At 67.9% G+C, this 22002-nt stretch carries 22 protein-coding genes and 1 riboswitch; of the genes, 18 read left to right on the forward strand and 4 right to left on the reverse strand.

Going from position 1 to position 22002, the window contains the following annotated elements:
• Positions 1 to 386: 386 nt before the first annotated feature.
• The 3 genes from APZ15_RS05630 to thpR all read left to right on the forward strand — a co-directional run bounded on the left by APZ15_RS05630 (position 387) and on the right by thpR (position 3908).
• A protein-coding gene (locus APZ15_RS05630; protein WP_088611304.1) for an IS3-like element ISBcen6 family transposase occupies positions 387 to 1597 on the forward strand; the annotation gives its coding sequence in 2 pieces (ribosomal slippage) (positions 387 to 702 and positions 702 to 1597; 1212 coding nt in all).
• Positions 1598 to 1842: 245 nt separating this feature from the next.
• On the forward strand, positions 1843 to 3333 hold the full coding sequence (locus tag APZ15_RS05635) for an alanine/glycine:cation symporter family protein (protein WP_027788555.1): 1491 nt from the start codon (positions 1843 to 1845) through the stop codon (positions 3331 to 3333).
• Entirely contained in the window at positions 3330 to 3908 is a 579-nt protein-coding gene (thpR, locus tag APZ15_RS05640; RefSeq protein ID WP_027788554.1) for an RNA 2',3'-cyclic phosphodiesterase, read from the forward strand. Before APZ15_RS05635 ends, thpR begins: the two co-directional genes overlap by 4 nt.
• 172 nt (positions 3909 to 4080) lie before the next feature.
• Here the strand turns inward: thpR and APZ15_RS05645 are convergent, their stop codons facing one another.
• The 4 genes from APZ15_RS05645 to APZ15_RS05660 all read right to left on the reverse strand — a co-directional run bounded on the left by APZ15_RS05645 (position 4081) and on the right by APZ15_RS05660 (position 9490).
• A complete protein-coding gene (locus APZ15_RS05645) occupies positions 4081 to 5415 on the reverse strand; it encodes a D-amino acid dehydrogenase (RefSeq protein WP_027788553.1) in 1335 nt (444 codons plus the stop codon).
• 25 nt (positions 5416 to 5440) lie between these two features.
• Positions 5441 to 6703 (reverse strand): MFS transporter, encoded by a 1263-nt coding sequence (locus APZ15_RS05650; RefSeq protein ID WP_027788552.1) that lies wholly within the window; start codon positions 6701 to 6703, stop codon positions 5441 to 5443.
• A 244-nt stretch (positions 6704 to 6947) separates the two neighbouring features.
• Positions 6948 to 7724: an SDR family NAD(P)-dependent oxidoreductase gene (locus tag APZ15_RS05655; protein WP_027788551.1), complete on the reverse strand. Its 777-nt coding sequence runs from the start codon at positions 7722 to 7724 to the stop codon at positions 6948 to 6950.
• A complete protein-coding gene (locus tag APZ15_RS05660; protein ID WP_027788550.1) occupies positions 7721 to 9490 on the reverse strand; it encodes an ABC transporter ATP-binding protein/permease in 1770 nt (589 codons plus the stop codon). The genes APZ15_RS05655 and APZ15_RS05660 overlap by 4 nt, the downstream gene beginning before the upstream one ends.
• Positions 9491 to 9759: 269 nt before the next feature.
• Positions 9760 to 9883, forward strand: a riboswitch (TPP riboswitch).
• Positions 9884 to 10108: 225 nt separating this feature from the next.
• Here APZ15_RS05660 and APZ15_RS05665 point away from each other — a divergent pair.
• From APZ15_RS05665 to hisG, 15 genes are all read left to right on the forward strand, one after another.
• Positions 10109 to 11245 carry an FAD-dependent oxidoreductase gene (locus APZ15_RS05665; protein WP_027788549.1) on the forward strand — a complete coding sequence of 379 codons (1137 nt, stop codon included), beginning with the start codon at positions 10109 to 10111 and terminating at the stop codon, positions 11243 to 11245.
• A gap of 32 nt (positions 11246 to 11277) precedes the next feature.
• Complete coding sequence (gene thiS / locus APZ15_RS05670) at positions 11278 to 11475, forward strand: sulfur carrier protein ThiS (RefSeq protein ID WP_011350713.1); 198 nt, start codon at positions 11278 to 11280, stop codon at positions 11473 to 11475.
• 38 nt (positions 11476 to 11513) lie between these two features.
• Positions 11514 to 12329: a thiazole synthase gene (locus APZ15_RS05675; RefSeq protein ID WP_021163925.1), complete on the forward strand. Its 816-nt coding sequence runs from the start codon at positions 11514 to 11516 to the stop codon at positions 12327 to 12329.
• Positions 12326 to 13450: a thiamine phosphate synthase gene (thiE, locus tag APZ15_RS38425; RefSeq protein WP_027788548.1), complete on the forward strand. Its 1125-nt coding sequence runs from the start codon at positions 12326 to 12328 to the stop codon at positions 13448 to 13450. The genes APZ15_RS05675 and thiE overlap by 4 nt, the downstream gene beginning before the upstream one ends.
• Before the next feature lie 84 nt (positions 13451 to 13534).
• Positions 13535 to 14356: an ABC transporter ATP-binding protein gene (locus APZ15_RS05685; RefSeq protein WP_014898316.1), complete on the forward strand. Its 822-nt coding sequence runs from the start codon at positions 13535 to 13537 to the stop codon at positions 14354 to 14356.
• A complete protein-coding gene (gene mlaE, locus APZ15_RS05690; protein WP_021164333.1) occupies positions 14353 to 15120 on the forward strand; it encodes a lipid asymmetry maintenance ABC transporter permease subunit MlaE in 768 nt (255 codons plus the stop codon). Before APZ15_RS05685 ends, mlaE begins: the two co-directional genes overlap by 4 nt.
• Before the next feature lie 24 nt (positions 15121 to 15144).
• The gene (gene mlaD, locus APZ15_RS05695) at positions 15145 to 15696 is read left to right on the forward strand and encodes an outer membrane lipid asymmetry maintenance protein MlaD (protein WP_027788547.1); all 552 of its coding nucleotides are present in this window, start codon (positions 15145 to 15147) and stop codon (positions 15694 to 15696) included.
• Between the two features lie 31 nt (positions 15697 to 15727).
• On the forward strand, positions 15728 to 16693 hold the full coding sequence (locus tag APZ15_RS05700) for an MlaA family lipoprotein (protein WP_027788546.1): 966 nt from the start codon (positions 15728 to 15730) through the stop codon (positions 16691 to 16693).
• Between the two features lie 111 nt (positions 16694 to 16804).
• On the forward strand, positions 16805 to 17434 hold the full coding sequence (locus tag APZ15_RS05705) for an MlaC/ttg2D family ABC transporter substrate-binding protein (RefSeq protein ID WP_027788545.1): 630 nt from the start codon (positions 16805 to 16807) through the stop codon (positions 17432 to 17434).
• Positions 17431 to 17706 (forward strand): STAS domain-containing protein, encoded by a 276-nt coding sequence (locus APZ15_RS05710; protein WP_027788544.1) that lies wholly within the window; start codon positions 17431 to 17433, stop codon positions 17704 to 17706. The genes APZ15_RS05705 and APZ15_RS05710 overlap by 4 nt, the downstream gene beginning before the upstream one ends.
• A gap of 192 nt (positions 17707 to 17898) precedes the next feature.
• Complete coding sequence (locus APZ15_RS05715; protein ID WP_027788543.1) at positions 17899 to 18825, forward strand: ABC transporter ATP-binding protein; 927 nt, start codon at positions 17899 to 17901, stop codon at positions 18823 to 18825.
• A complete protein-coding gene (locus APZ15_RS05720; protein WP_226113712.1) occupies positions 18822 to 19676 on the forward strand; it encodes an ABC transporter permease in 855 nt (284 codons plus the stop codon). The genes APZ15_RS05715 and APZ15_RS05720 overlap by 4 nt, the downstream gene beginning before the upstream one ends.
• Before the next feature lie 56 nt (positions 19677 to 19732).
• A complete protein-coding gene (locus APZ15_RS05725) occupies positions 19733 to 19972 on the forward strand; it encodes a BolA family protein (RefSeq protein ID WP_006477131.1) in 240 nt (79 codons plus the stop codon).
• A 14-nt stretch (positions 19973 to 19986) separates the two neighbouring features.
• On the forward strand, positions 19987 to 21336 hold the full coding sequence (gene murA / locus APZ15_RS05730; protein ID WP_027788541.1) for a UDP-N-acetylglucosamine 1-carboxyvinyltransferase: 1350 nt from the start codon (positions 19987 to 19989) through the stop codon (positions 21334 to 21336).
• Positions 21337 to 21344: 8 nt separating this feature from the next.
• Positions 21345 to 21998 carry an ATP phosphoribosyltransferase gene (gene hisG / locus APZ15_RS05735; RefSeq protein WP_027788540.1) on the forward strand — a complete coding sequence of 218 codons (654 nt, stop codon included), beginning with the start codon at positions 21345 to 21347 and terminating at the stop codon, positions 21996 to 21998.
• Positions 21999 to 22002: the final 4 nt, after the last annotated feature.

Consider the following 22002-nt stretch of genomic DNA (forward strand, 5'->3'; position numbering starts at 1 on the left):
TCAATGATTGATTCGCATACCTGAGAGTGGAACGGTCATATCTTTTTCTGCCGCCTGCAAGGATTTTGTCAGTCGCGCAATCATGGGGAAATCATCTGGGACGTCACTACGAAGCGAAATCGAAAGAGATTTGCGAGAGCACGCGGTCGCGCTCCCTTATCTCGAAATTGGTCGGGCGCCGGTTCTGGACACGGGGATGATGGGAGCGCGTGGCTGGTAGACCGACCAGCAACCGTTACGTATCGTCCGGGTAAGCGCAGAGAAAAGTCTAAATGCGGAAACGCTATCTCCTTGGAGCAGCCCCCTGAAACGCCGGACACAGTCACCCACTTACAATAACGGGTAGGCATAGGACTGTGTTTTTGACTAACACTAGGCAGGAAGTGATGGAAGTGTTGACGGGCCCGGAGCGTCGGCGGCGCTGGACGGCGGAGCAGAAGCTGGCGATGGTTCGCGAGAGTTTTGAGCCGGGGAAATCGGTTTCGATGGTCGCGCGCCAGCACGGCGTGAATCCGAACCAACTGTTCCACTGGCGCAAGCTGTACCAGGATGGGAGCCTGTCAGCGGTCAAGGCCGGCGAGGAAGTAGTCCCGGCCTCGGAACTGGCCGATGCACTCAAGCAGATTCGTGAGTTGCAACGGATGCTCGGCAAGAAGACCATGGAGAACGAGATTCTCCGCGAAGCAGTCGAGTACGGCCGGGCAAAAAAATGGATAGCGCACTCGCCCTCGCTGCCGGAGGACGACCAGTGAAACTGGTTTGTGAAGTTCTCGGCGTGTCGCGCTCGAACGTATCGGCACGACTGTCGCGTCCGGCGACGTGGCGCGATGGCCGTCAATCGAGGCAGAGCGACGACGCGGACGCGGTCGAGGAGATCCGCCGGGTCATTGGCGATTTGCCCAGCTATGGCTATCGCCGGGTTTGGGGCATCTTGCGCAACGAGCGCGTTGCGGTCGGACTGGCGCCGTTTAATGCCAAGCGAATCTATCGCGTCATGCGCACACATGGGCTGCTGATGCAGCGCCGACCGATTCCACCTCGGCCCCAACGTCGACACGACGGCAAGGTAGCCGTCGAGCGCAGCAATCAGCGATGGTGCTCGGACGGCTTCGAATTCTGCTGCGACAACGGCGAGCCGCTGCGCGTAACGTTCGCGCTGGATTGCTGTGACCGTGAGGCGATGAGCTGGGCGGCTACGACGGCAGGCCACAGCGGCGACATCGTGCGCGACGTGATGCTGGCTGCAGTGGAAAATCGGTTTGGCATCGAGCTGCATACGCCGTCCGAAATCGAGTGGCTGAGCGACAACGGTTCGGGCTACACAGCCGACGACACGCGTCGGTTCGCAGTGGCCATCGGCCTGAAGCCATTGACCACGCCGGTATGCAGCCCGCAAAGTAATGGGATGGCCGAGAGCTTCGTGAAGACGATGAAACGCGACTACGTCGCCTTCATGCCGAAGCCGGACGCAGCGACTGCTGCACGCAATCTGGCCATCGCGTTCGAGCATTACAACGAGAAGCATCCCCATAGCGCGCTGAAATACCGCTCGCCTCGCGAGTTCCGGCGCTCGATGGATTCAGCAACCTTAGTGTGAGGCTGTGTCCGGTATTACAGGGTCAACTCCACTCCTGTTGGCGGAGTAATGTGTCCAACAGTCACGGGAGATTGACTGAAGTGGCGGGGGCGTGTCGACGAATCTGGTCAGGATCACCCCATGATTCGTCACGACACCAAATTCTTTCATTTTGTAATGTTTCTTGCGAACTGTCATATCATGTCGCCCCTCGGGCCGCGTTCGCGGTCGACGCTCATGACTGACCCTATTTACAAGGAAACCGGATGGAAGCACTCCTGCATGGGCTGATCGACGCCGTCAACGGCGTGTTGTGGAACTACGTGCTGATCGCGCTGCTGCTCGGCGCCGGTGCGTGGTTCACGTTGCGGTTCCGGATGATCCAGCTGAAGGCGCTGTTCCTCAGCATGAAACTGGTCGGCAGCAAGGGCGAGCCGGGCAGCATCTCGTCGTTCCAGGCGTTCGCGACCGGGCTCGCGAGCCGTGTCGGCACCGGCAACATCGCGGGCGTCGCGGTCGCGCTGACGGTCGGCGGGCCGGGCGCGATCTTCTGGATGTGGATGACGGCGCTGGTCGGGATGTCGTCCGCGTTCGTCGAGGCGACGCTCGCGCAGATCTTCAAGGTGTCGCACCCGGACGGCAGTTATCGCGGCGGCCCCGCGTACTACATCCAGACGGGCCTGCGCTCGCGCGGCTTCGGCGTGCTGTTCTCGCTGTCGCTGATCCTCGCGTTCGGTTTCGTGTTCAACGCGGTGCAGGCGAACGCGATCGCCGACGCATTCCATACGTCGTTCGGCTGGAGCCGCGAGACGGTCGGCCTCGGCCTCGTGCTGTTGTCCGCGCCGATCATCTTCGGCGGCATCCGCCGCATCGCGACGGTCGCGCAGGTGATCGTGCCGCTGATGGCGATCGGCTATCTCGCGCTCGCGGTCTATGCGGTCGCGACGCACATCGCGCTCGTGCCGGACGTGATCGCGCTGATCGTGAAGAGCGCATTCGGTCTCGAGCAGGCGGCAGGCGGCCTGACCGGCTACGCGGTCAGCCAGGCAATCGCGATCGGCGTGAAGCGCGGGCTGTTCTCGAACGAAGCGGGGATGGGCAGCGCGCCGAACGCGGCCGCGACCGCGAGCACGCGGCACCCCGTCACGCAGGGGCTGATCCAGATGCTCGGCGTGTTCGTCGACACGATCGTGATCTGCAGCGCGACCGCGTTCGTGATCCTGCTGTCGGGCCAGTACGAGCTCGGCACGGGGATGGAAGGCGCGGCGCTCACGCAGCGCGCGATCTCGAGCCACGTCGGCGACTGGGGCGGCATCTACATGGCCGTCGCGATCTTCTTCCTCGCGTTTTCGTCGGTGATCGGCAACTACGCGTATGCGGAGGGCAACGTCGAATTCATCACGAAGCGGCGCGGCGTGCTGCCGCTGTTCCGTGTCGCGGTGCTCGGCATGGTGATGTTCGGCAGCGTCGGGCAACTGCCGCTCGTCTGGGCCATGGCCGATACGAGCATGGGGCTGATGGCGATCATCAACCTGATCGCGATCCTCGCGCTCGGCAAGCATGCGCACGCCGCGTGGGCCGACTATCGTCGCCAGCGCGCGGCGGGCATCGCCGATCCGGTGTTCACGCGCAACACGATCCCCGAGCTCGCGCGTGTGCTGCCGGCCGACGTGTGGGGCGAGCACGGCCCGCTGCCGCAGCGTCCCGCTTCGGCTCAAACGGCACGCGCCCCGCGTGCCGCGGTGAGCGAGTCATGAACGGCGACCGGCTCCGTGCGTTCGTCGCGCTGATGCCCGATGCGGCCTCGCGCGACGCGCTGCACGCGTTGCCGGTCACCCGCGGAGCGCGGCGCACGCAGTCCGCGCAACTGCACATGACGCTCGCGTTCATCGGCGCGATCGAACGGGACCGATGCGAGGCGCTGGCCGCGCATCTGCCCGCGCTCGCGGCCGCCCATGCGCTGCCGTTGCTGCCGGTCGAGCGGATCGCGTGGTGGCCGAGCCTGCCGCGCGCGAGGCTGATCGTCGCGGAGCTCGCGGCCGATCCTGCCTGTCTGGCGCTGAATGCCGGGCTGGTCGCGCTGCTGGGCGAACTCGGCGTGCCGGCCGACCGGCGGCCGTTCCGGCCGCACGTGACGCTCGCGCGGCTGCCGCGCGATGCGGTCGGCCAGCCTGCGCACGGCGGTGCGCCCGGGCGGGCGGTCGCGGTGCGTGTCGAAGCGCTGACGTTGTTCGAAAGCCGGCTGTCGCACGAGGGCGTGTCGCATCGGCCGGTCGCGTCCGCGCCGATCGCGTGGGCGGACGGCGAGGCGGACGGTCCGGCGCCGCAGTGAGCGGCTTGCGCGCCGCGGTGTGATTGCCGGACGCAGTGTGTATCGCGTCGGCGATATCGTCCGGCCAGCCGGGCCAGCCGGGCCAGCCGGGCCACCGCGCCACCGCGTCACCGCACCACCGGGCCACCGGGCCACCGGGCCACCGCGCCGCCGCGCCACCGCGCCACCGGCCCTACCGGCCGTAGCGCGCGAGCGTCAGGCCCGACAAGTCGATCTCCGGTTCCCGCCCCGTGACGAGATCCGCCACCACCTTCCCCGACCCCATCGACATCGCCCAGCCCGTCGAGCCGTGGCCGACGTTGAGCCAGAGCCCGTCGATCCCGCTCGCGCCGAGCAGCGGCGGCCCGTCGGGCGTCATCGGCCGGCGGCCGACCCAGAAGCGCGCCGATGCGCGATCGGCCGCGTGCGGGAACCAGTCGTCGAGCACCTTCATCAGCGTATCGAGCGCCTGCCGGCGCAGCGCTGCGTGCCGGTTGCCGAGTTCCGCGGTACCCGCGACGCGCAACGTCGGGCCGAAGCGCGTGATCGCCGTCTTCAGCGATTCGTCCATCAGCGCGGCGTGCGGCGCTTTTTCGTCGTCGACGACGGAGAGCGTCGCCGAGTAACCCTTCACCGGATAGAGCGGCACGTCGATGCCGTGCGGCCGCAGCAGTGCGGCGCTGTCGACGCCGAGCGCGACGACGATCGCGTCGGCGGCGAGCCGCGCGTCGCGTTGCTTGCCGCCGGCGTTCGATGCGTGCGGATGCGCTCGCGCGCGATCCGGCGTATCGCCATCCTCGTTGCCGTTACCGACGATCCGCACGCCGCGCACCCGGCCCGCTTCAACGTCGAGCGCCTGCACGTCCGTGTGAAAGCGGAACGTCACGCCTTTCGCTTCGCACAGCGCCCGCAGTTCACGCGTAAAGCGCGCGCAGTCGCCCGCTTCGTCGTCGGGCAGGTAGATGCCGCCGACGGGCGCCTGCCGCGCCCAGCGCAGTCCCGGCTCGATCGCCGTGCAGCCGGCCGCATCGAGCTCGCGAAACGCGATGCCGGCGTCGCGCAGCACCTTCAGCGCGGGCTGCACCATCTGCACGTCGAACGCGCCGCGCAGCAGCTGGAGGTAGCCCCGGCTCGCGCCGTAGTCGAACGGATGACGGTCGCGAAACGCGTGCAGGCATGCGCGGCTGTAATAGGCGATGCGCTGCATCCGCTGCTTGTTCACACGAAACCGCTCGAATTCGCATTCGCGCAGCCAGCGCGCGATCCAGCGCCACTGAGCGGCTTCGAGCGTCGGCCGGAAGATCAGCGGCGACGCGGGCTCGAACAGGTACTTGAGGATCTTGCCGGGCATCCCGGGGGCGGCCCACGGCGTCACGTAGCCGGGCGCGATCACGCCCGCGTTGCCGAGGCTCGTCGCCTGCGCGACATCGGCCTCGCGTTCGATCACGGTGACCTCGCAACCGGCTTCGCGCAGGTGCCAGGCAGTGGTGACGCCGATCACGCCGGCGCCGAGAACGATCACGTGCATGCGGTTTCCGGAACGTGGCGGTTGCTCAGGACGCGACGGCCGGATCGTCGACGAGCGACTTGCCGCGCGTTTCCGGCAGGACGAGCGCCGCGACGATCACGAGCAGGTAGCCGCCGCCCGCGACGAGGCCGATCGCCTTCACGAGCGACATCGACTGCGACAGCGAGCCGACGAGGATCGGGAAGAACGAGCCGAGCCCGCGCCCGAGGTTGTAGCAGAAACCCTGGCCCGAGCCGCGGATCGCACCGGGATACAGCTCCGACAGGTACGCGCCGACGCCCGCGAAGATCCCTTGCACGACGATCCCGAGCGGGAAGCCGAGCAGCAGCATCGCGGTGTCGGTGATCGGCAGCATCGTGTACGCCATGCCGAGCGAGAACGAGCCGATCGCGAACAGGATGAACGACGCGCGGCGGCCGAGCCGGTCGGACAGGATCGCGCCGACCACGTAGCCCACGAACGAGCCGACGATCAGCACGACGAGATAGCCGCTCGTATTGAACACCGACAGGTGGCGGACGGTTTTCAGGTAGGTGGGCAGCCACGTCGTGATCGCGTAGTAGCCGCCCAGCATCCCGGTGCACAGCGCGCTGCCGAACAGCGTCGCGCGCAGGTGCGGCGGCGAGAAGATCTCGAGGAAGTGGCCCGACACGCGGCCTTCGTCGCGCGCGCGGCGGGTGGCCGTGTAGATGTCCGGATCGCTGACGTTGCGGCGGATGTACAGGATCCACAGCGCGGGCGCGATGCCGATCCAGAAGCATGCGCGCCATGCGACCTGCTCGGGCAGCAGCGCGAAGAACGCCCAGTAGAGGATCGCGGCCGCGCCCCAGCCGAACGACCAGCTGCTCTGCACGGTGCCGACGGCTTTCGCGCGGTGTTCGGGCGAGCGGATCGTCTCGGCCATCATGATCGTCACGACCGACCATTCGCCGCCGAAGCCGAAGCCCTGCAGCGTGCGTGTCGCGAGCAGTTGCCAGAACGAGTGGGTGAAGCCGGACAGGCACGTGAACAGCGCGAACGTCGCGATCGTCCACTGCAGCACGCGCACGCGGCCGTAGCGGTCGGCGAGGATGCCGGCGACCCAGCCGCCGAGCGCCGACGAGATCAGCGAGCTCGTCGCGATCATCCCGGCCTCGCTCTTCGTCATGCCCCAGGCTGCGATGAGCGTCGGAATCAGGAACGAATAGATCATGAAGTCGAACGCATCGACCGCGTAGCCGCCGAATCCGGCATACAGCGTCCTGCGTTCGCGTGTCGACAGCTCGTCGAACCACTGGAATGCCTGCATGCTTGCCGTCCCCCTGTTGTCTCGTCCTGTCTCGCGCTGCCGCGTGGCGGTTATTTTACGGGTGGGGAGCGGGGCGCCAAAAAGACGGGAGCGCGCGATGGCGCGGCGGGCGGCGAGGGTGGGAGGGCTGCGTGGAACGGGGCGGGTGTTCCGGGAACGTGCGAGCGCCGATCGCGCTCGCGTGCCACGCCAACGTCGGTGGCAGCGACGTCCCGCGCGTCCGCACGACGTACGGCCGCTCGATTCAGAGCGTCAGGCCGCCGTCGATGTGGACGATCTGCCCGGTGATCTGTCGCGCCGCATCCGACAGCAGGAACGCGATCAGCGCGGCGACGTCGTCGGGTTCGGCGATCCGGCCGAGCGGTGTCGCCTGTTCGGCCTGCGCCCACGCGTCGGCGTTGCCGGCGCTCGGCCCGTGGTCCTTGCGCGTGAAGCCTGGCGCGACTGCGTTGACGGTGATGCCGCGCGCGGCGAATTCGGCGGCGGCGGTGCGCACGAGCGATTCGAGCGCGGCCTTCGCGGCAGCGGTGGCCGCGAACGGCGCGTCGGCGCGGTAGCGGTGCGCGACGAACGAACTGACCGCGACGATCCGCGGCGCGGCCGACGCCTCGAGCAGCGGCCGCGCGCGGCCCGCGAGCGCGGAGAACGCGCCGGGCATCGCCGCGAAAGCGGACGCGAGCGCGTCCGTGGAAAGACCGGAAAAGGATTGCCGCGCGGCGAAGCCGGCGTTGGCGACGAGATGATCGAGCCCGCCGAAGCGCGTGGCGGCGGCATCGACGAGCGACGCGGCCACGCCTGGCTCGCCGAGATCGCCGGTGAGCGTGACGCACTCCGCGCCGGCCGCCGTGCACGCGTGGGCGACTTCGGCGAGCCGCGCGCGTGCCGCTTCGTCCGCGCCGCGTGCGTGCAGCGCCAGTGCGATGCCGGGCGCCGCGAGCCGCCGCGCGAGCGCCGCGCCGATCCCCGAACCGGCGCCGGTGATCAGCGCGATCCGGGCGACGTGCGCGGCGCGTGGCTTCACGCCGCGACCTTGTCGCTGTCGTTCACGCGCTCGACGTTGATCGTGCCGGCGTGGAACGCGGCCAGCGACTCGCGGTGCGCGATGCTGACGATCGCGGCCTTCGGCAGCCGTTCGGCGAACAGGTGGTACAGGCGCGCCTCGTTGTCGGCGTCGAGCGCGCTCGTCGCTTCGTCGAGGAACAGGAAGTCGGGCTTGTGCAGCAGCACGCGCGCACCGGCAAGGCGCTGCTGTTCGCCCGGCGACAGCACGCGGGTCCAGTGCGCGGTCTCGTCGAGGCGCTCGGCATAATCCTCGAGGCGGCATGCGCGCAGCGCGTCGCGGCAGGCTTCGTCGCTGAACGCGTCGGCGGTCGCCGGATAGGTGAGCGCGGCCTTCAGCTTGCCGATCGGCAGATAGCTCGTTTGCGGCACGAACATCATCCGCGCGCCGACCGGCGCATCGATCGCGCCGTCGCCGAACGGCCAGAGCCCCGCGAGCGCGCGCATGAACGTGCTCTTGCCGGAACCCGACTTGCCGATCACGAGCCAGCGCGAGCCGGGCTCGATCGTGACGCTGCCGATGTTCGCGAGCGCGTTGCCGTTCGGCAGCGCGAGCTTGAGCGACGACGTCGACAGCTTCGCGCCGTCGACGTAATGCAGGTTGATGCCGCCGTGCTCGGTCGCGGGCGACAGGCTTTCCTTCAGGTGCGACGTGCCCATCACGCGCTTGAATTCGCGCAGACGGTTGACGGTGGCGCGCCATTCGACGAGGGTCGAGTAACTGTTGATGAACCACGAGAACGAATCGCTGACGGTGCCGAACGCGGACGAGATCTGCATCAGCACGCCGAACGAGAACGCGCCCGCGAAATAGCGCGGCGCGGCGACGACGAGCGGGAAGATGATCGCGATCTGCCCGTAGAAGCTCAGCACGAACGTGAGCCGCTTCGTGTACTTCATCACGCGCCACCAGTTGTCGCGGATGCGCATGAAGAGGTTTTGCGCGTTGCCGGTCTCGGTCTTCTCGCCGTCGTAGAACGCGATCTGCTCGGCGTTCTCGCGCACGCGGATCAGCCCGAAGCGGAAGTCGGCCTCGACGCGCTGCTGCTGGTAGTTGATCGACACGAGCGGGTGGCCGACCTTCTGGATGATCAGCGAGCCGACCACCGCGTACAGCGCCGCCGCCCACACCATGTAGCCGGGGATCGTGATCGGCGTCGCGCCGAGCGAGAACGTCAGCGCGCCGGCGAGCGACCACAGGATCGTGATGAACGACACGAGCGTGACGACCGTCGACAGCAGGTCGAGCGACAGCGCGAGCGTGGTCGTCGAGAACGACTGAAGGTCGTCGGTGATCCGCTGGTCGGGGTTGTCGGCGAGACGGTCACGTTCGATCCGGTAGAACGCGCGATCGCCGAGCCACTGGCCGAGAAAACGGTCGGTGAGCCACTGGCGCCAGCGGAAGCCGAGCATCTGCCGCAGGTAGCGGCCGTACACGGCGAGGATGATGAAGGCAAACGCGAGCGCGGAGAACTGCATCAGCAGGTTCGGGAAGTCGTGGACGTCCTTCGACTGCAGCGCGTTGTAGAACTCCGCGTTCCACTTGTTGAGCCGGACGTTGATCCAGACCACGCAGAGGTTGATCGCGATGATCGCGACCAGCAGGCCCCATGCGATTTTCCATTCGGACGATACCCAGTAGGGCTTGATGAGGCTCCATGCGGATACCGGGCGCTCGTCCTGCGGCGCGTCGGAGGCGGAGCGGACGGGATCGATCGATTGGGTCATGTGCTTCCTGATGAGTAGCCGGCGCGCGGGCCGGGCGAAGCCGGGCGCGCGCCGCGATACGGCATGCCGGGACGCGGCGCCGACTGACGGCGGGCGTCCGGATGGTCGCCCGCGTGTCTTAAACGGCACTTAAGGCCGGCGGTGACGCGGCAACCGGCCGCTCGCGCGGCCGGCCTGCGGGCATTGTGCCAGAGCGGCGCGGCACGACGGCGAATTTGCCGCAAGGGGGACAGTTTGCGGCGCTTTCCGCTTTTATGGTCTAATGGCCGACGACGAAACAGGGGTGCTTTGTAGCGCGGCCGGCGGATGTTCCGGGCAGCGCAATGAGGCTGAGAAAGACCCTTCGCACCCGATCCGGGTAATACCGGCGAGGGAAGTTTCTGATCCCGCCGGGTCGCGCTGGCTGCCATCCCACATGGTCAGCGCCCGAGTCCCGCCCGGCCGGCCTTTGCTGCCGGTTTCGTCCTTTTGGGTACGCGCATTGCGCGTTACGGAAGGAATGATGACCGCACAATCTTCAGTCTTTTGCATGGTTCCCGGCCCGATGTCGCGTGCGTTCGCATGCGGCGGCGCGTGCGCGTCGACGTTCGTCGAGCGCGCCCGTGCGGAGGGGGCGCGATGAACGTCCGGGACACCCGCCCCGATTTCGCGGTGCTCGGCGGCGGCCTCGTCGGCCGTCTGATCGCATGGCGGCTCGCAGGCGACGGCCATCGCGTCGCGCTTTACGAGCGCGGCGGCCCGGACGGCGAGCAGTCGGCCGCGTGGATCGCGGCCGCCATGCTCGCACCGCTCGCGGAAGCGGCGAGCGCGGAGCTGCTGATCACCGAGCTCGGCGCCGCGTCGCTCGCGCGCTGGCCGCAGTGGCTCGCGGAGCTGCCCGAACCCGTTTTCTTCCAGCATCACGGCACGCTCGTCGTCTGGCATCACGCGGACCGCGCGGAGGCGCCGCTGTTCGAGCGGCGCGTGCGCGCGAACGCGCCGGCCGGCCTGTTCGACAGCGGTTTCGTGACCCTCGCCGGCGCGCAGGTCGACGCGGCCGAGCCGGTGCTCGCGGGCCGTTTCGCGCGCGGCCTGCTGCTGCCGAACGAAGGCCAGCTCGACAATCGCCAGGCGCTGCGCGCGCTCGCGGCCGGCCTCGCCGAGCGCGGCGTCGACCTGCACTGGCACGTCACGATCGACGATGCGAACCTGCCCGCCGCGCATTTCACGATCGATTGCCGCGGGCTCGGCGCGAAACCCGCGCTGCCCGCGTTGCGCGGCATCCGCGGCGAAGTCGCGCGCGTGCGCGCCCCCGGCATCGGGCTCACCCGGCCCGTGCGGCTGCTGCATCCGCGCTACCCGCTCTACATCGCACCGAAGCAGGACGATCTCTACGTGATCGGCGCGACCGAGGTGGAGGGCGAGGACATGTCGCCCGTCAGCGTGCGCTCCGCGCTCGAACTGCTGAGCGCGGCGTTCTCCGTGCATCCGGCGTTCGGCGAGGCGCGCATCCTGGAACTCAATGCGCAGTGCCGGCCGACGCTGCCCGATCATCGCCCGGCGGTGATCTGGGATGGTGCGTCGACGCTCGCCGTCAACGGCCTGTACCGGCACGGCTTCATGATCGCGCCGGAAGTCGCGCACGCGGCCGTCGCGCTTGCCGAAGCCGCGCTCGGCGGCGCGTTCGGCGATCCCGACGCGTTCGCCGCGTGGCGCGGCGCCGAGCGCTGGCCGACGCTCCTTCATCACCGCAACGACGCGCGCCAGCCGGCCTGACGCGCACCGCCGACCGAATTCGACGAAGCCTCATGGACATCCAGATCAACCAACAGAACCTGACGTTGCCCGACGGCGCAACGGTGGCCGACGCGCTCGCCGCGTACGGTGCGCGTCCGCCGTACGCGGTCGCGCTGAACGGCAACTTCGTCGCGCGCACGCAGCATGCGGCGCGCGCACTCGCGGCGGGCGACAAGCTCGACGTCGTGCACCCGGTCGCGGGCGGCTGAGCGCCGCCGGTTCGTCCCCGCTCTTTCAGGAAAACGACATGACGTCCCTCACCTCCGCCGACGCGCTGACGCTGTACGGCGAAACCTTCGCAAGCCGCGTGCTGATCGGCACGTCGCGCTATCCGTCGCTGCAGTCGCTGTCCGATTCGATCGCCGCGTCGCGCCCCGGGATGGTGACGGTCGCGCTGCGCCGCCAGATGACGGGCGGCACGGCCGAAGCCGGCTTCTTCGACCTGCTCAAGCGTCACGCGGTGCCGCTCTTGCCGAACACGGCCGGCTGCCAGACCGTCGCCGAAGCCGTGACGACCGCGCACATGGCGCGCGAGGTCTTCGGCACCGACTGGATCAAGCTCGAGCTGATCGGCGACGACTACACGCTGCAGCCCGATCCGGTCGGCCTGATCGAGGCGGCCGCGCAACTGGTCAAGGACGGTTTCAAGGTGCTGCCGTACTGCACCGAGGATCTCGTGATCGGCCGGCGCCTGCTCGACGCCGGCTGCGAGGCGCTGATGCCGTGGGGCGCGCCGATCGGCACCGGCAAGGGCGTCGTGAACCCGTACGGGCTGCGCGTGCTGCGCGAACGCCTGCCGGACGTGCCGCTGATCGTCGACGCCGGGCTCGGCGTGCCGTCTCACGCGTGCCAGGTGATGGAATGGGGCTTCGACGGCGTGTTGCTGAACACGGCCGTGTCGCAGGCCACGCACCCGGAGATCATGGCGCGTGCGTTCGCGCAGGGCGTCGAGGCCGGCCGTGCCGCGTATCTCGCCGGCCCGATGGATGCGCGCGAGACCGCGCACGCCAGCACGCCGGTCGTCGGGATGCCGTTCTGGCACCAGGACGGGGGCGGCGCATGAGCGTGCGTTTCGCCGATGCATTCTGGCCGCCGGCCGACGAACTGGCCGAAGCGGCCGAACGGATTCGCGCCCGGCTGGGCGACTGGCCGGACGCCGCCGCGCCGTGGCGGCTTTGCGTCGCGGTGCCCGACGCGCCGGCCGACGGCGACGTGCTGATCGTTTCGGCCGGCGACCGCGCCGCGCAGGCACGCGCGTCGGCCGCGTCGCGGCCCGCGGCGCCGGGCGCGGTCGCGATCGAATTCGACGAGCAGGGCGCGGTACTGCACACGGCGGGCGCGCGCTACGCGCTCGACGCCGCGCATCCGCTCGCGGACGACTGGATTGCCGCGCTCGCCGCGTTCCTCGACTGCGGCTTTGCGCCGGTCGACGCGCTGGTGCTGGCGCTGGCCTGGCGCGACGGCGACGAAACGCGCGCCGCCGATGCGTGGCCGGTCGACGCCGCGCGGTTCCCGCGTGTCGCCGGGCTGCCGGCCGCGCCGGAACCCGCGTTCGCGCCGTGCCCTGCGCAGCTCGGCCTCTATCCGGTCGTGCCGGACGCCGAATGGGTCGAGCGCGTGCTCGATTGCGGTGTGCGGACCGTGCAACTGCGCGTGAAAGGCGCGACGCCGGACACGTTGCGGCGGGAAATCGCACGCGCGGTCGCGGCCGGGCGCCGCCATCCCGATGCGCGCGTGTTCATCAACGATCACTGGCAGATCGCCGTGGAAGAGGGGGCGTACGGCGTTCATCTGGGCCAGGAAGACCTCGAAACGGCCGATCTGGCCGCGATTGCGCGCGCGGGCCTGCGGCTCGGACTTTCGAGCCACGGTTATTACGAAATGTTGCGGGCATTGCACGAGCGCCCGAGCTACCTCGCGCTCGGCCCCGTGTATGCGACCGCGACCAAGGCCGTCGCCGCGCCGCCGCAGGGCCTGGCGCGGATTGCCCGCTATGCGCGCTTCGCGGGGGCGCGGGTGCCGCTCGTCGCGATCGGCGGGGTGGGGCTCGACGCGCTGCCGGCCGTGCTGGCGACGGGTGTCGGCAGTGTCGCGGTGGTCAGTGCGGTGACGGGCGCGGCCGACTATCGGGCTGCCGTTGTTGCGTTGCAGCAATGTTTTCCCGGACAATTTGACAATCATTGACCGCAGGGCCCGGAACGGCGTCACGACATCATTCCAATGCAGGCCCTATAATTCGGCGTTCTGCGTAAAAGGACTGTCAGCTCCGTGAGCCCCACTCCTACCGAGACCCTGCTGGAACTTCGCGACGTCGACTTTGGCTACGGCGACCGCCTCGTCCTGTCCAACCTGAACCTGCGCTTCGGGCGTGGGCAGGTCGTCGCGGTCATGGGCGGGTCGGGTTGCGGCAAGACGACCGTGCTGCGCCTGATCGGCGGCCTCGTGCGCGCGCGCCGAGGCCAGGTGCTGTTCGACGGCGCCGATGTCGGCGCGCAAACGCGCGACGGCCTGTATGCGCTGCGCCGCAAGATGGGCATGCTGTTCCAGTTCGGCGCGTTGTTCACCGACATGTCGGTGTTCGAGAACGTCGCGTTCGCGCTGCGCGAGCATACCGACCTGCCCGAGGACCTGATCCGCGACCTCGTGCTGATGAAGCTCAACGCGGTCGGGCTGCGCGGCGCGCGCGACCTGATGCCGTCCGAGGTGTCGGGCGGGATGGCGCGCCGCATCGCGCTGGCACGCGCGATCGCGCTCGATCCGCAGCTCATCATGTACGACGAGCCGTTCGCCGGCCTCGATCCGATCTCGCTCGGCATCACCGCGAACCTGATCCGCACGCTGAACGAGGCGCTGGGCGCCACGTCGATCCTCGTCACGCACGACGTGCCGGAATCGTTCGCGATCGCCGACTACGTGTATTTCCTGGCCAACGGCGGCGTGCTCGCGCAGGGGACGCCCGACGAGCTGCGCGCGTCGACCGATCCGAGCGTGCGGCAGTTCATCGACGGCGCGCCGGACGGCCCGTTCAAATTTCATTACACGAGCCCGCCGCTGGCGGCGGATTTCGGGCTCGGCGGAGGGCGCGCATGATCAGCGCGATCGGACGTTACGTCATCGGCGGCCTCGAGCGCGCGGGCTACGGCACGCGGCTGTTCGTGCGCCTCGTGCTGGAATTCTTCCCGCTGCTGCGCCGGCCTCGGCTGGTCACGAAGCAGATCCATTTCCTCGGCAACTATTCGTTCGTGATCATCGCCGTGTCGGGGCTGTTCGTCGGCTTCGTGCTCGGCCTGCAGGGGTACTACACGCTGAACCGCTACGGTTCCGAGCAGGCGCTCGGCCTGCTGGTCGCGCTGTCGCTCGTGCGCGAGCTCGGGCCGGTCGTCACCGCGCTGCTGTTCGCGGGCCGCGCGGGCACGTCGCTCACGGCCGAGATCGGTCTGATGAAAGCCGGCGAGCAGCTCACCGCGCTCGAGATGATGGCGGTGGACCCGATCAAGAACGTGATCGCGCCGCGCCTGTGGGCGGGCATCATCGCGATGCCGCTCCTGGCCGCGATCTTCAACGCGGTCGGCGTGCTCGGCGGTTACTTCGTCGGTGTCGTGCTGATCGGCGTCGATCCGGGTGCGTTCTGGTCGCAGATGCAGGGCGGGGTCCAGGTCTGGGCCGACGTCGGCAACGGCGTGATCAAGAGCATCGTGTTCGGGTTCGCCGTGACCTTCATTGCACTGTTTCAAGGGTATGAAGCGAAGCCCACGCCCGAGGGCGTGTCGCGCGCGACGACCAAGACGGTCGTGTTCGCGTCGCTCGCCGTACTCGGCCTCGATTTCCTGCTGACCGCGCTGATGTTCAGCTAAGCCTCAGCCAAGCCAAATTTTGGGATGACGATGAAAAAGACTGCTCTCGACTTCTGGGTCGGCCTGTTCGTGGTGGTGGGCTTCCTTGCGGTGCTGTTCCTGGCGCTGAAGGTCGGCAACATGAGCTCGTTTTCGTTTCAGCCGACCTACTCGGTGAAGATGAAATTCGACAATATCGGCGGGCTGAAGCCGCGCGCGGCCGTGAAGAGCGCGGGCGTCGTGGTCGGCCGCGTGAAGACGATCGGTTTCGACACGAACACGTACCAGGCGCTTGTCACGATCGATGTCGACGGCCAGTATCAGTTCCCGAAGGATTCGTCGGCGAAGATCCTGACGTCGGGCCTGCTCGGCGAGCAATATATCGGCCTTGATCCGGGCGGCGACACCGAAATGCTGAAGTCGGGCGATACGATCACGATGACGCAATCGGCGATCGTGCTCGAGAATCTGATCGGCCAGTTCCTTTACAGCAAGGCCGCCGATGCGGGCGGTGCGAAGCCGGCAGCCGGCGCGCCGGCCGCGCCTGCACCGGTGGCGGTGCCGGCGTCGGCGGTGTCCGGTTCCGCGGCCCAATAACCACACGAGAGAATAGAAGAGGGTAATGACCATGCAGACGATCCGCATCAGGCACGCCGCGCTGGCGGTAGCGGCAGTCGCCGCGTTGAGCGGCTGCGCGACCGTGCAGACGCCGACCAAGGGCGATCCGCTCGAAGGCTTCAACCGGACGATGTACAAGTTCAACGACACGGTCGACACGTATGCGCTGAAGCCGGTCGCGAAGGGCTACCAGTACGTGGTGCCGCAGCCGGTGCGCGACAGCGTGACGAACTTCTTCTCGAACATCGGCGACGTCTACATCGCGGCGAACAACATCGTGCAGCTGCGGATCGCGGACGGCGTCGGCGACATCATGCGTGTCGTGATCAACACGGTGTTCGGCGTCGGCGGCCTGTTCGACGTCGCGACGATCGCGAAGCTGCCGAAGCACACGGCCGACTTCGGGATCACGATGGGCCGCTACGGCATGCCGTCGGGCCCGTATCTGGTGCTGCCGCTGCTCGGCCCGAGCACGCTGCGCGACACGGCCGGCCTGGGTGTCGACTACGTCGGCAACCCGCTCACCTACGTGAAGCCGGATGGCCTGAGCTGGGGCCTGTTCGGCGTGAACCTCGTCAACACGCGCGCGAACCTGCTCGGCGCGGGCGACGTGCTGGATGCCGCGGCACTCGACAAGTATTCGTTCGTGCGTAACGCGTACCTGCAGCGTCGCCAGATGCTGATCAGCAACGCGCGCGGCGAGGCGGCCGCGACGTCGAGCAACGACGCGCTGCCGAAGTACGACTTGCCGGAAGACGGCGCGGCACCGGCGGCAGCCGGCGCGGCCGGTACGGCGGGCGCGGCAGCGGTGGGCGGCGCGACGGCGCCGGCAGGCGCATCGGGCGCGGCGGTGGCGGCACCGGCCTCGGGCACGGCCGAATCGCCGAACCCGGCCAGCGAAACGAACGTGCCGCCGATGCAGGTGGCGCCGCCGTCGCCGGGCGGGTTCCGCTTCCCGAGCATTCGTCTGCACTGACGGATTTACATTCGTTACAGCCAGAAACGATTCAGTCGGTAGCGTGCGCGAACTTGCGCGTAAGCTACCTGCTCCAACCTTCGCATCGACATATTCATGCAGGTCACTATGATGAAAAAACTGTTCCTGATCCCCGTTTTCGCGGCGCTGTTCTCGTTCGGCAGCGCAGCCCACGCGCAAGTCGACCAGTCGAACCCGCAGGCGCTGATCAAGACGGCGACGCAGCAGGTGCTCGACGAAGTCAAGCAGCAGACGATCAAGCAGGGCGACACCAACCGCATCATCACGATCGTCAACAAGGACATCCTGCCGTACACCGATTTCCGCCGCACCACGCAGCTCGCGATGGGCCGCAACTGGCGCGCGGCGACGGCCGAACAGCAGCAGCAGGTTCAGGAGCAGTTCAAGCTGCTGCTGATCCGCACGTATTCGGGCGCGCTGGCGCAACTGAAGCCGGACCAGCAGATCCAGTACCCGCCGTTCCGCGCCGATCCGGCCGATACCGACGTCGTGGTCAAGACGGTCGCGATGAACAACGGCCAGCCGGTCCAGATCGACTACCGCCTGTACAAGACGTCGAACGGCTGGAAGGTGTATGACCTGAACGTGCTCGGCGCATGGCTGATCCAGACGTACCAGCAGCAGTTCAACGAGAAGATCCAGCAAAGCGGCGTGGAAGGGCTGATCCAGTTCCTCACGCAGCGCAACCAGCAACTTGCCGCCGGCAAGCAAGCGTCGTGAGCGGCTTCGAAGCCGGCTCCTCGCTGACCGTCGCGAGCGCGAAGTCCGCGCTCGCGGACGGTCTTGCGCGCATCGGCGCGGGCGCGACCGCCGTCGATTGCGCGGCGCTGACGCAGTTCGACTCGTCCGCGCTCGCCGTGCTGCTCGCATGGCAACGTGCCGCCAAGGCGCGCGGCGCGACCCTCGACATCCTCAATCTCCCCCCGAAGCTCGCCAGCCTCGCGCGCGCCTACGGCGTCGACGCGCTCATCGAAGGCACCGGGCGACATTGACCCTGTCCGACCGGAGCCTGCCGCGCCAGCCGGCGCGCGCACGCTTCAGGCCGCGTGCCTCCGGCACCGGCTCCACCAGCCGGTTTGCCCTATAATCAAGCGTTTTGCGGGGCAGCCAATCGGCGTCCGGCCCCCATTTTCATTCGCAGCAAGCACAGAATAGGCGTCGCGGCCCTTGCGCCGCGCACAGTCATGTCAGCCATAGAAATCCGTCACGTCAAGAAGCGCTACAAATCGCTTCAGGCGCTCAAGGGCGTCAGCCTGTCGGTCGAGGAAGGCGAGTTTTTCGGTCTGCTCGGCCCCAACGGCGCAGGCAAGACCACGCTCATCAGTATCCTCGCCGGGCTCGCCCGGGCCGACGAAGGCAGTATCTCGGTGCGCGGTCACGACGTCGTCAAGGACTTCCGTGGCGCGCGCCGCGCGCTCGGTGTCGTGCCGCAGGAACTCGTGTTCGACCCGTTCTTCACCGTCCGCGAGACGCTGCGGATCCAGTCCGGCTATTTCGGGCTGCGCCGCAACGACGACTGGATCGACGAAGTGATGGCCAATCTCGACCTCACCGAGAAAGCCGACGCGAACATGCGCGCGCTGTCCGGCGGGATGAAGCGCCGCGTGCTGGTCGCGCAGGCGCTCGTGCACCGGCCGCCCGTGATCGTGCTCGACGAGCCGACCGCCGGCGTCGACGTCGAATTGCGCCAGACGCTGTGGAAATTCATCTCGCGCCTGAACCGCGAAGGTCACACGATCGTGCTGACCACCCACTACCTCGAGGAAGCCGAGTCGCTGTGCGACCGCATCGCGATGCTGCGTCGCGGGGAAGTCGTCGCGCTCGACCGCACGGACGCGCTGCTGCGCCGCTTCGCGGGGCTGCAGCTGTACCTGCGGCTGGCAACGGGCGCGCTGCCCGCCGAGCTGCGCGGGCTGGAGACCGATCCGGCCGCGCGCGCGCCGGGCGAACACCTGCTGCGCCTGTCGAGCTACGACGATGTCGAGCGGATCCTTGCGCAATGCCGCGCGGCGGGCTGCACATTCGACGAGATCGAGGTCCGCAAGGCCGACCTCGAAGACGTGTTCGTCCAGGTGATGAACGGGGCCGAGGTGATCGAGGGACTGGCATGAATCAACAACCCCCACGCGAACTGCGTTCGCTCGGGGGGGCGAAGCCCCCCCGTTCCCTCCAAACTCCTGAGCCGGGCGCTATCGGGCGAGTGTCGGGTAGCGGTTTTCAAACGCTGTTCTACAAGGAACTGCTGCGTTTCTGGAAGGTGTCGTTCCAGACGGTGCTCGCGCCGATCGTGACGGCGCTGCTGTACCTGACGATCTTCGGTCACGCGCTGTCGGGCCGCGTCGAGGTCTATCCGGGCGTCGAGTACGTGAGTTTTCTCGTGCCGGGCCTCGTGATGATGAGCGTGTTGCAGAACGCGTTCGCGAACAGCTCGTCGTCGCTGATCCAGTCGAAGATCACCGGCAATCTCGTGTTCGTGCTGCTGCCGCCGCTGTCGTACCGCGACATCTTCGGCGCGTACGTGCTCGCGTCCGTGGTGCGCGGCCTCGCGGTCGGCACGGGCGTGTTCGTCGTGACGATCTGGTTTATCCCGATGCATTTCGCGGCGCCGCTGTTCATCATTGCGTTCGCGCTGCTCGGCTCGGCGATCCTCGGCACGCTCGGCCTGATCGCCGGGATCTGGGCCGAGAAGTTCGACCAGCTCGCCGCGTTCCAGAACTTCCTGATCATGCCGCTGACGTTTCTGTCCGGCGTGTTCTATTCGACGCACTCGCTGCCGCCCGTGTGGCGCGAGATCTCGCGTCTCAATCCGTTTTTCTACATGATCGACGGCTTCCGTTTCGGGTTCTTCGGCGCGTCCGACATCAACCCGTTCGCGAGCCTCGCGATCGTCACCGGTTTCTTCGTGCTGCTCGCGCTGATCGCGATGCGGCTGCTCGCGACCGGCTACAAACTGCGTCATTGATATCGACAGGCAGCGGCCGCCATGCAGGCGGCGCGCGCCGACAGGAGCCTTACACCATGTTGCCGACTCCCGAACAGGTCAAGCAATACATCGCCGGCGGTCTCGCCTGCACGCATCTGGAAGTCGAAGGCGACGGCCAGCATTTCTTCGCGACGATCGTGTCGGCGGCCTTCGAAGGCAAGCGGCCGATCCAGCGGCACCAGCTCGTCTATGCGGCGCTCGGCGATCGCATGAAGCAGGAAATTCACGCGCTCAGCATGAAGACGCTGACGCCCGCCGAATGGCAGAACGCATAACCGGAACTCACTGAGTGCAAGTCACCGTCAACGAGCGCGACGCCGTCCAGAGCGTCGCCACGGCACACCCGGCCGCCAACGGGGAATCGCATGGCCATGGGATGGACAAGCTCGTGATCGAAGGCGGCCACCGCCTGTCGGGCGAGATCGTCGTGTCGGGTGCGAAGAATGCCGCGCTGCCGATCCTGTGCGCGGGGCTGCTCACCGCCGATCCGGTCGATCTCGACAACGTGCCGAACCTGAAAGACGTGCGCACCACGCTGAAGGTACTGAACCAGATGGGCGTGAAGAGCGAGACCGACGGCTGCCGCGTGCAGCTCGACGCGTCGCGTGTCGACAACCTCGTGGCGCCGTACGAGCTCGTCAAGACGATGCGCGCGTCGATCCTCGTGCTCGGGCCGCTGCTCGCGCGTTTCGGCGAGGCGAAGGTGTCGCTGCCGGGCGGCTGCGCGATCGGCGCGCGGCCGGTCGACCAGCACATCAAGGGCCTGCAGGCGATGGGCGCCGAGATCAGCATCGAGCACGGTTTCATCGAAGCCCGCGCGAAGCGCCTGAAGGGCGCGCGCATCGTGACCGACATGATCACGGTGACGGGCACCGAGAACCTGCTGATGGCCGCGACGCTGGCAGACGGCGAGACGGTGATCGAAAACGCGGCGCGCGAGCCGGAAGTGAGCGATCTCGCACACTTGCTGGTCGCGATGGGCGCGAAAATCGACGGCATCGGCACCGATCGCCTCGTGATCCAGGGCGTCGAGCGGCTGCACGGCGCGCGCCATTCGGTGATCCCCGATCGCATCGAGGCCGGCACGTTCCTGTGCGCGGTCGCGGCGGCGGGCGGCGACGTGATGCTGACGGGCGTGCGCCCGCACATCCTCGACGCGGTGATCGACAAGCTGCGCGAAGCCGGCGTGTCGATCGAGGAAGGCGATAGCTGGCTGCGCGTGAAGATGGACCGCCGGCCGTCGGCGGTCACGATCCGCACGTCGGAATACCCGGCGTTCCCGACCGACATGCAGGCGCAGTTCATGGCCCTCAATACGGTCGCGACGGGCACCGCGCAGGTCGTCGAAACCATTTTCGAGAACCGTTTCATGCACGTGCAGGAGCTGAACCGGCTCGGCGCGAACATCACGATCGACGGCAACACCGCGCTCGTGACGGGCGTCGAGAAGCTGTCGGGCGCGAACGTGATGGCGACCGACCTGCGTGCGTCGGCGAGCCTCGTGATCGCCGGGCTGCGTGCCGACGGCGAAACGCTCGTCGACCGCATCTATCACCTGGACCGCGGCTACGACCGCATGGAAGCCAAACTGACCGCCGTCGGCGCGAACGTGCGCCGCCTTTCCGGGAGCCAAGCATGACCGCGCCGCTGACCCCGCCGTTGACCCTTGCGTTGTCGAAGGGCCGGATTTTCGAGGAAACCCTGCCGTTGCTCGCCGCTGCCGGCGTGCAGGTGACGGAGGATCCGGAAACGTCGCGCAAGCTGATCCTGCCGACGACGAACCCGGACCTGCGCGTGATCATCGTGCGCGCGAGCGACGTGCCGACCTATGTCGAATACGGCGCGGCCGATTTCGGCGTGGCCGGCAAGGACGTGCTGGTCGAGCACGGCGGCTCGGGCCTGTACCAGCCGATCGACCTGAACATCGCGCGCTGCCGGATGTCGGTGGCCGTATCGGCCGGCTTCGATTACGCGAGCGCCGTGCGCCAGGGCGCGCGGCTGCGCGTCGCGACGAAGTACGTCGAAACGGCGCGCGAACACTTTGCCGCGAAGGGCGTGCACGTCGACCTGATCAAGCTGTACGGCTCGATGGAGCTCGCGCCGCTGGTGGGGCTGGCCGACGCGATCGTCGACCTCGTCAGCTCGGGCGGCACGCTGAAGGCGAACAATCTGGTCGAGGTCGAGGAGATCATGGCGATCTCGTCGCGCCTCGTCGTGAACCAGGCTGCGCTGAAGTTGAAGCGCACGGCACTCAAGCCGATCCTCGACGCGTTCGAACGCGCGTCGCAGAATGGCGGTTGAGCGC

This window comes from Burkholderia cepacia ATCC 25416 (assembly GCF_001411495.1).
GTDB classification, from domain to species: Bacteria; Pseudomonadota; Gammaproteobacteria; order Burkholderiales; family Burkholderiaceae; genus Burkholderia; species Burkholderia cepacia.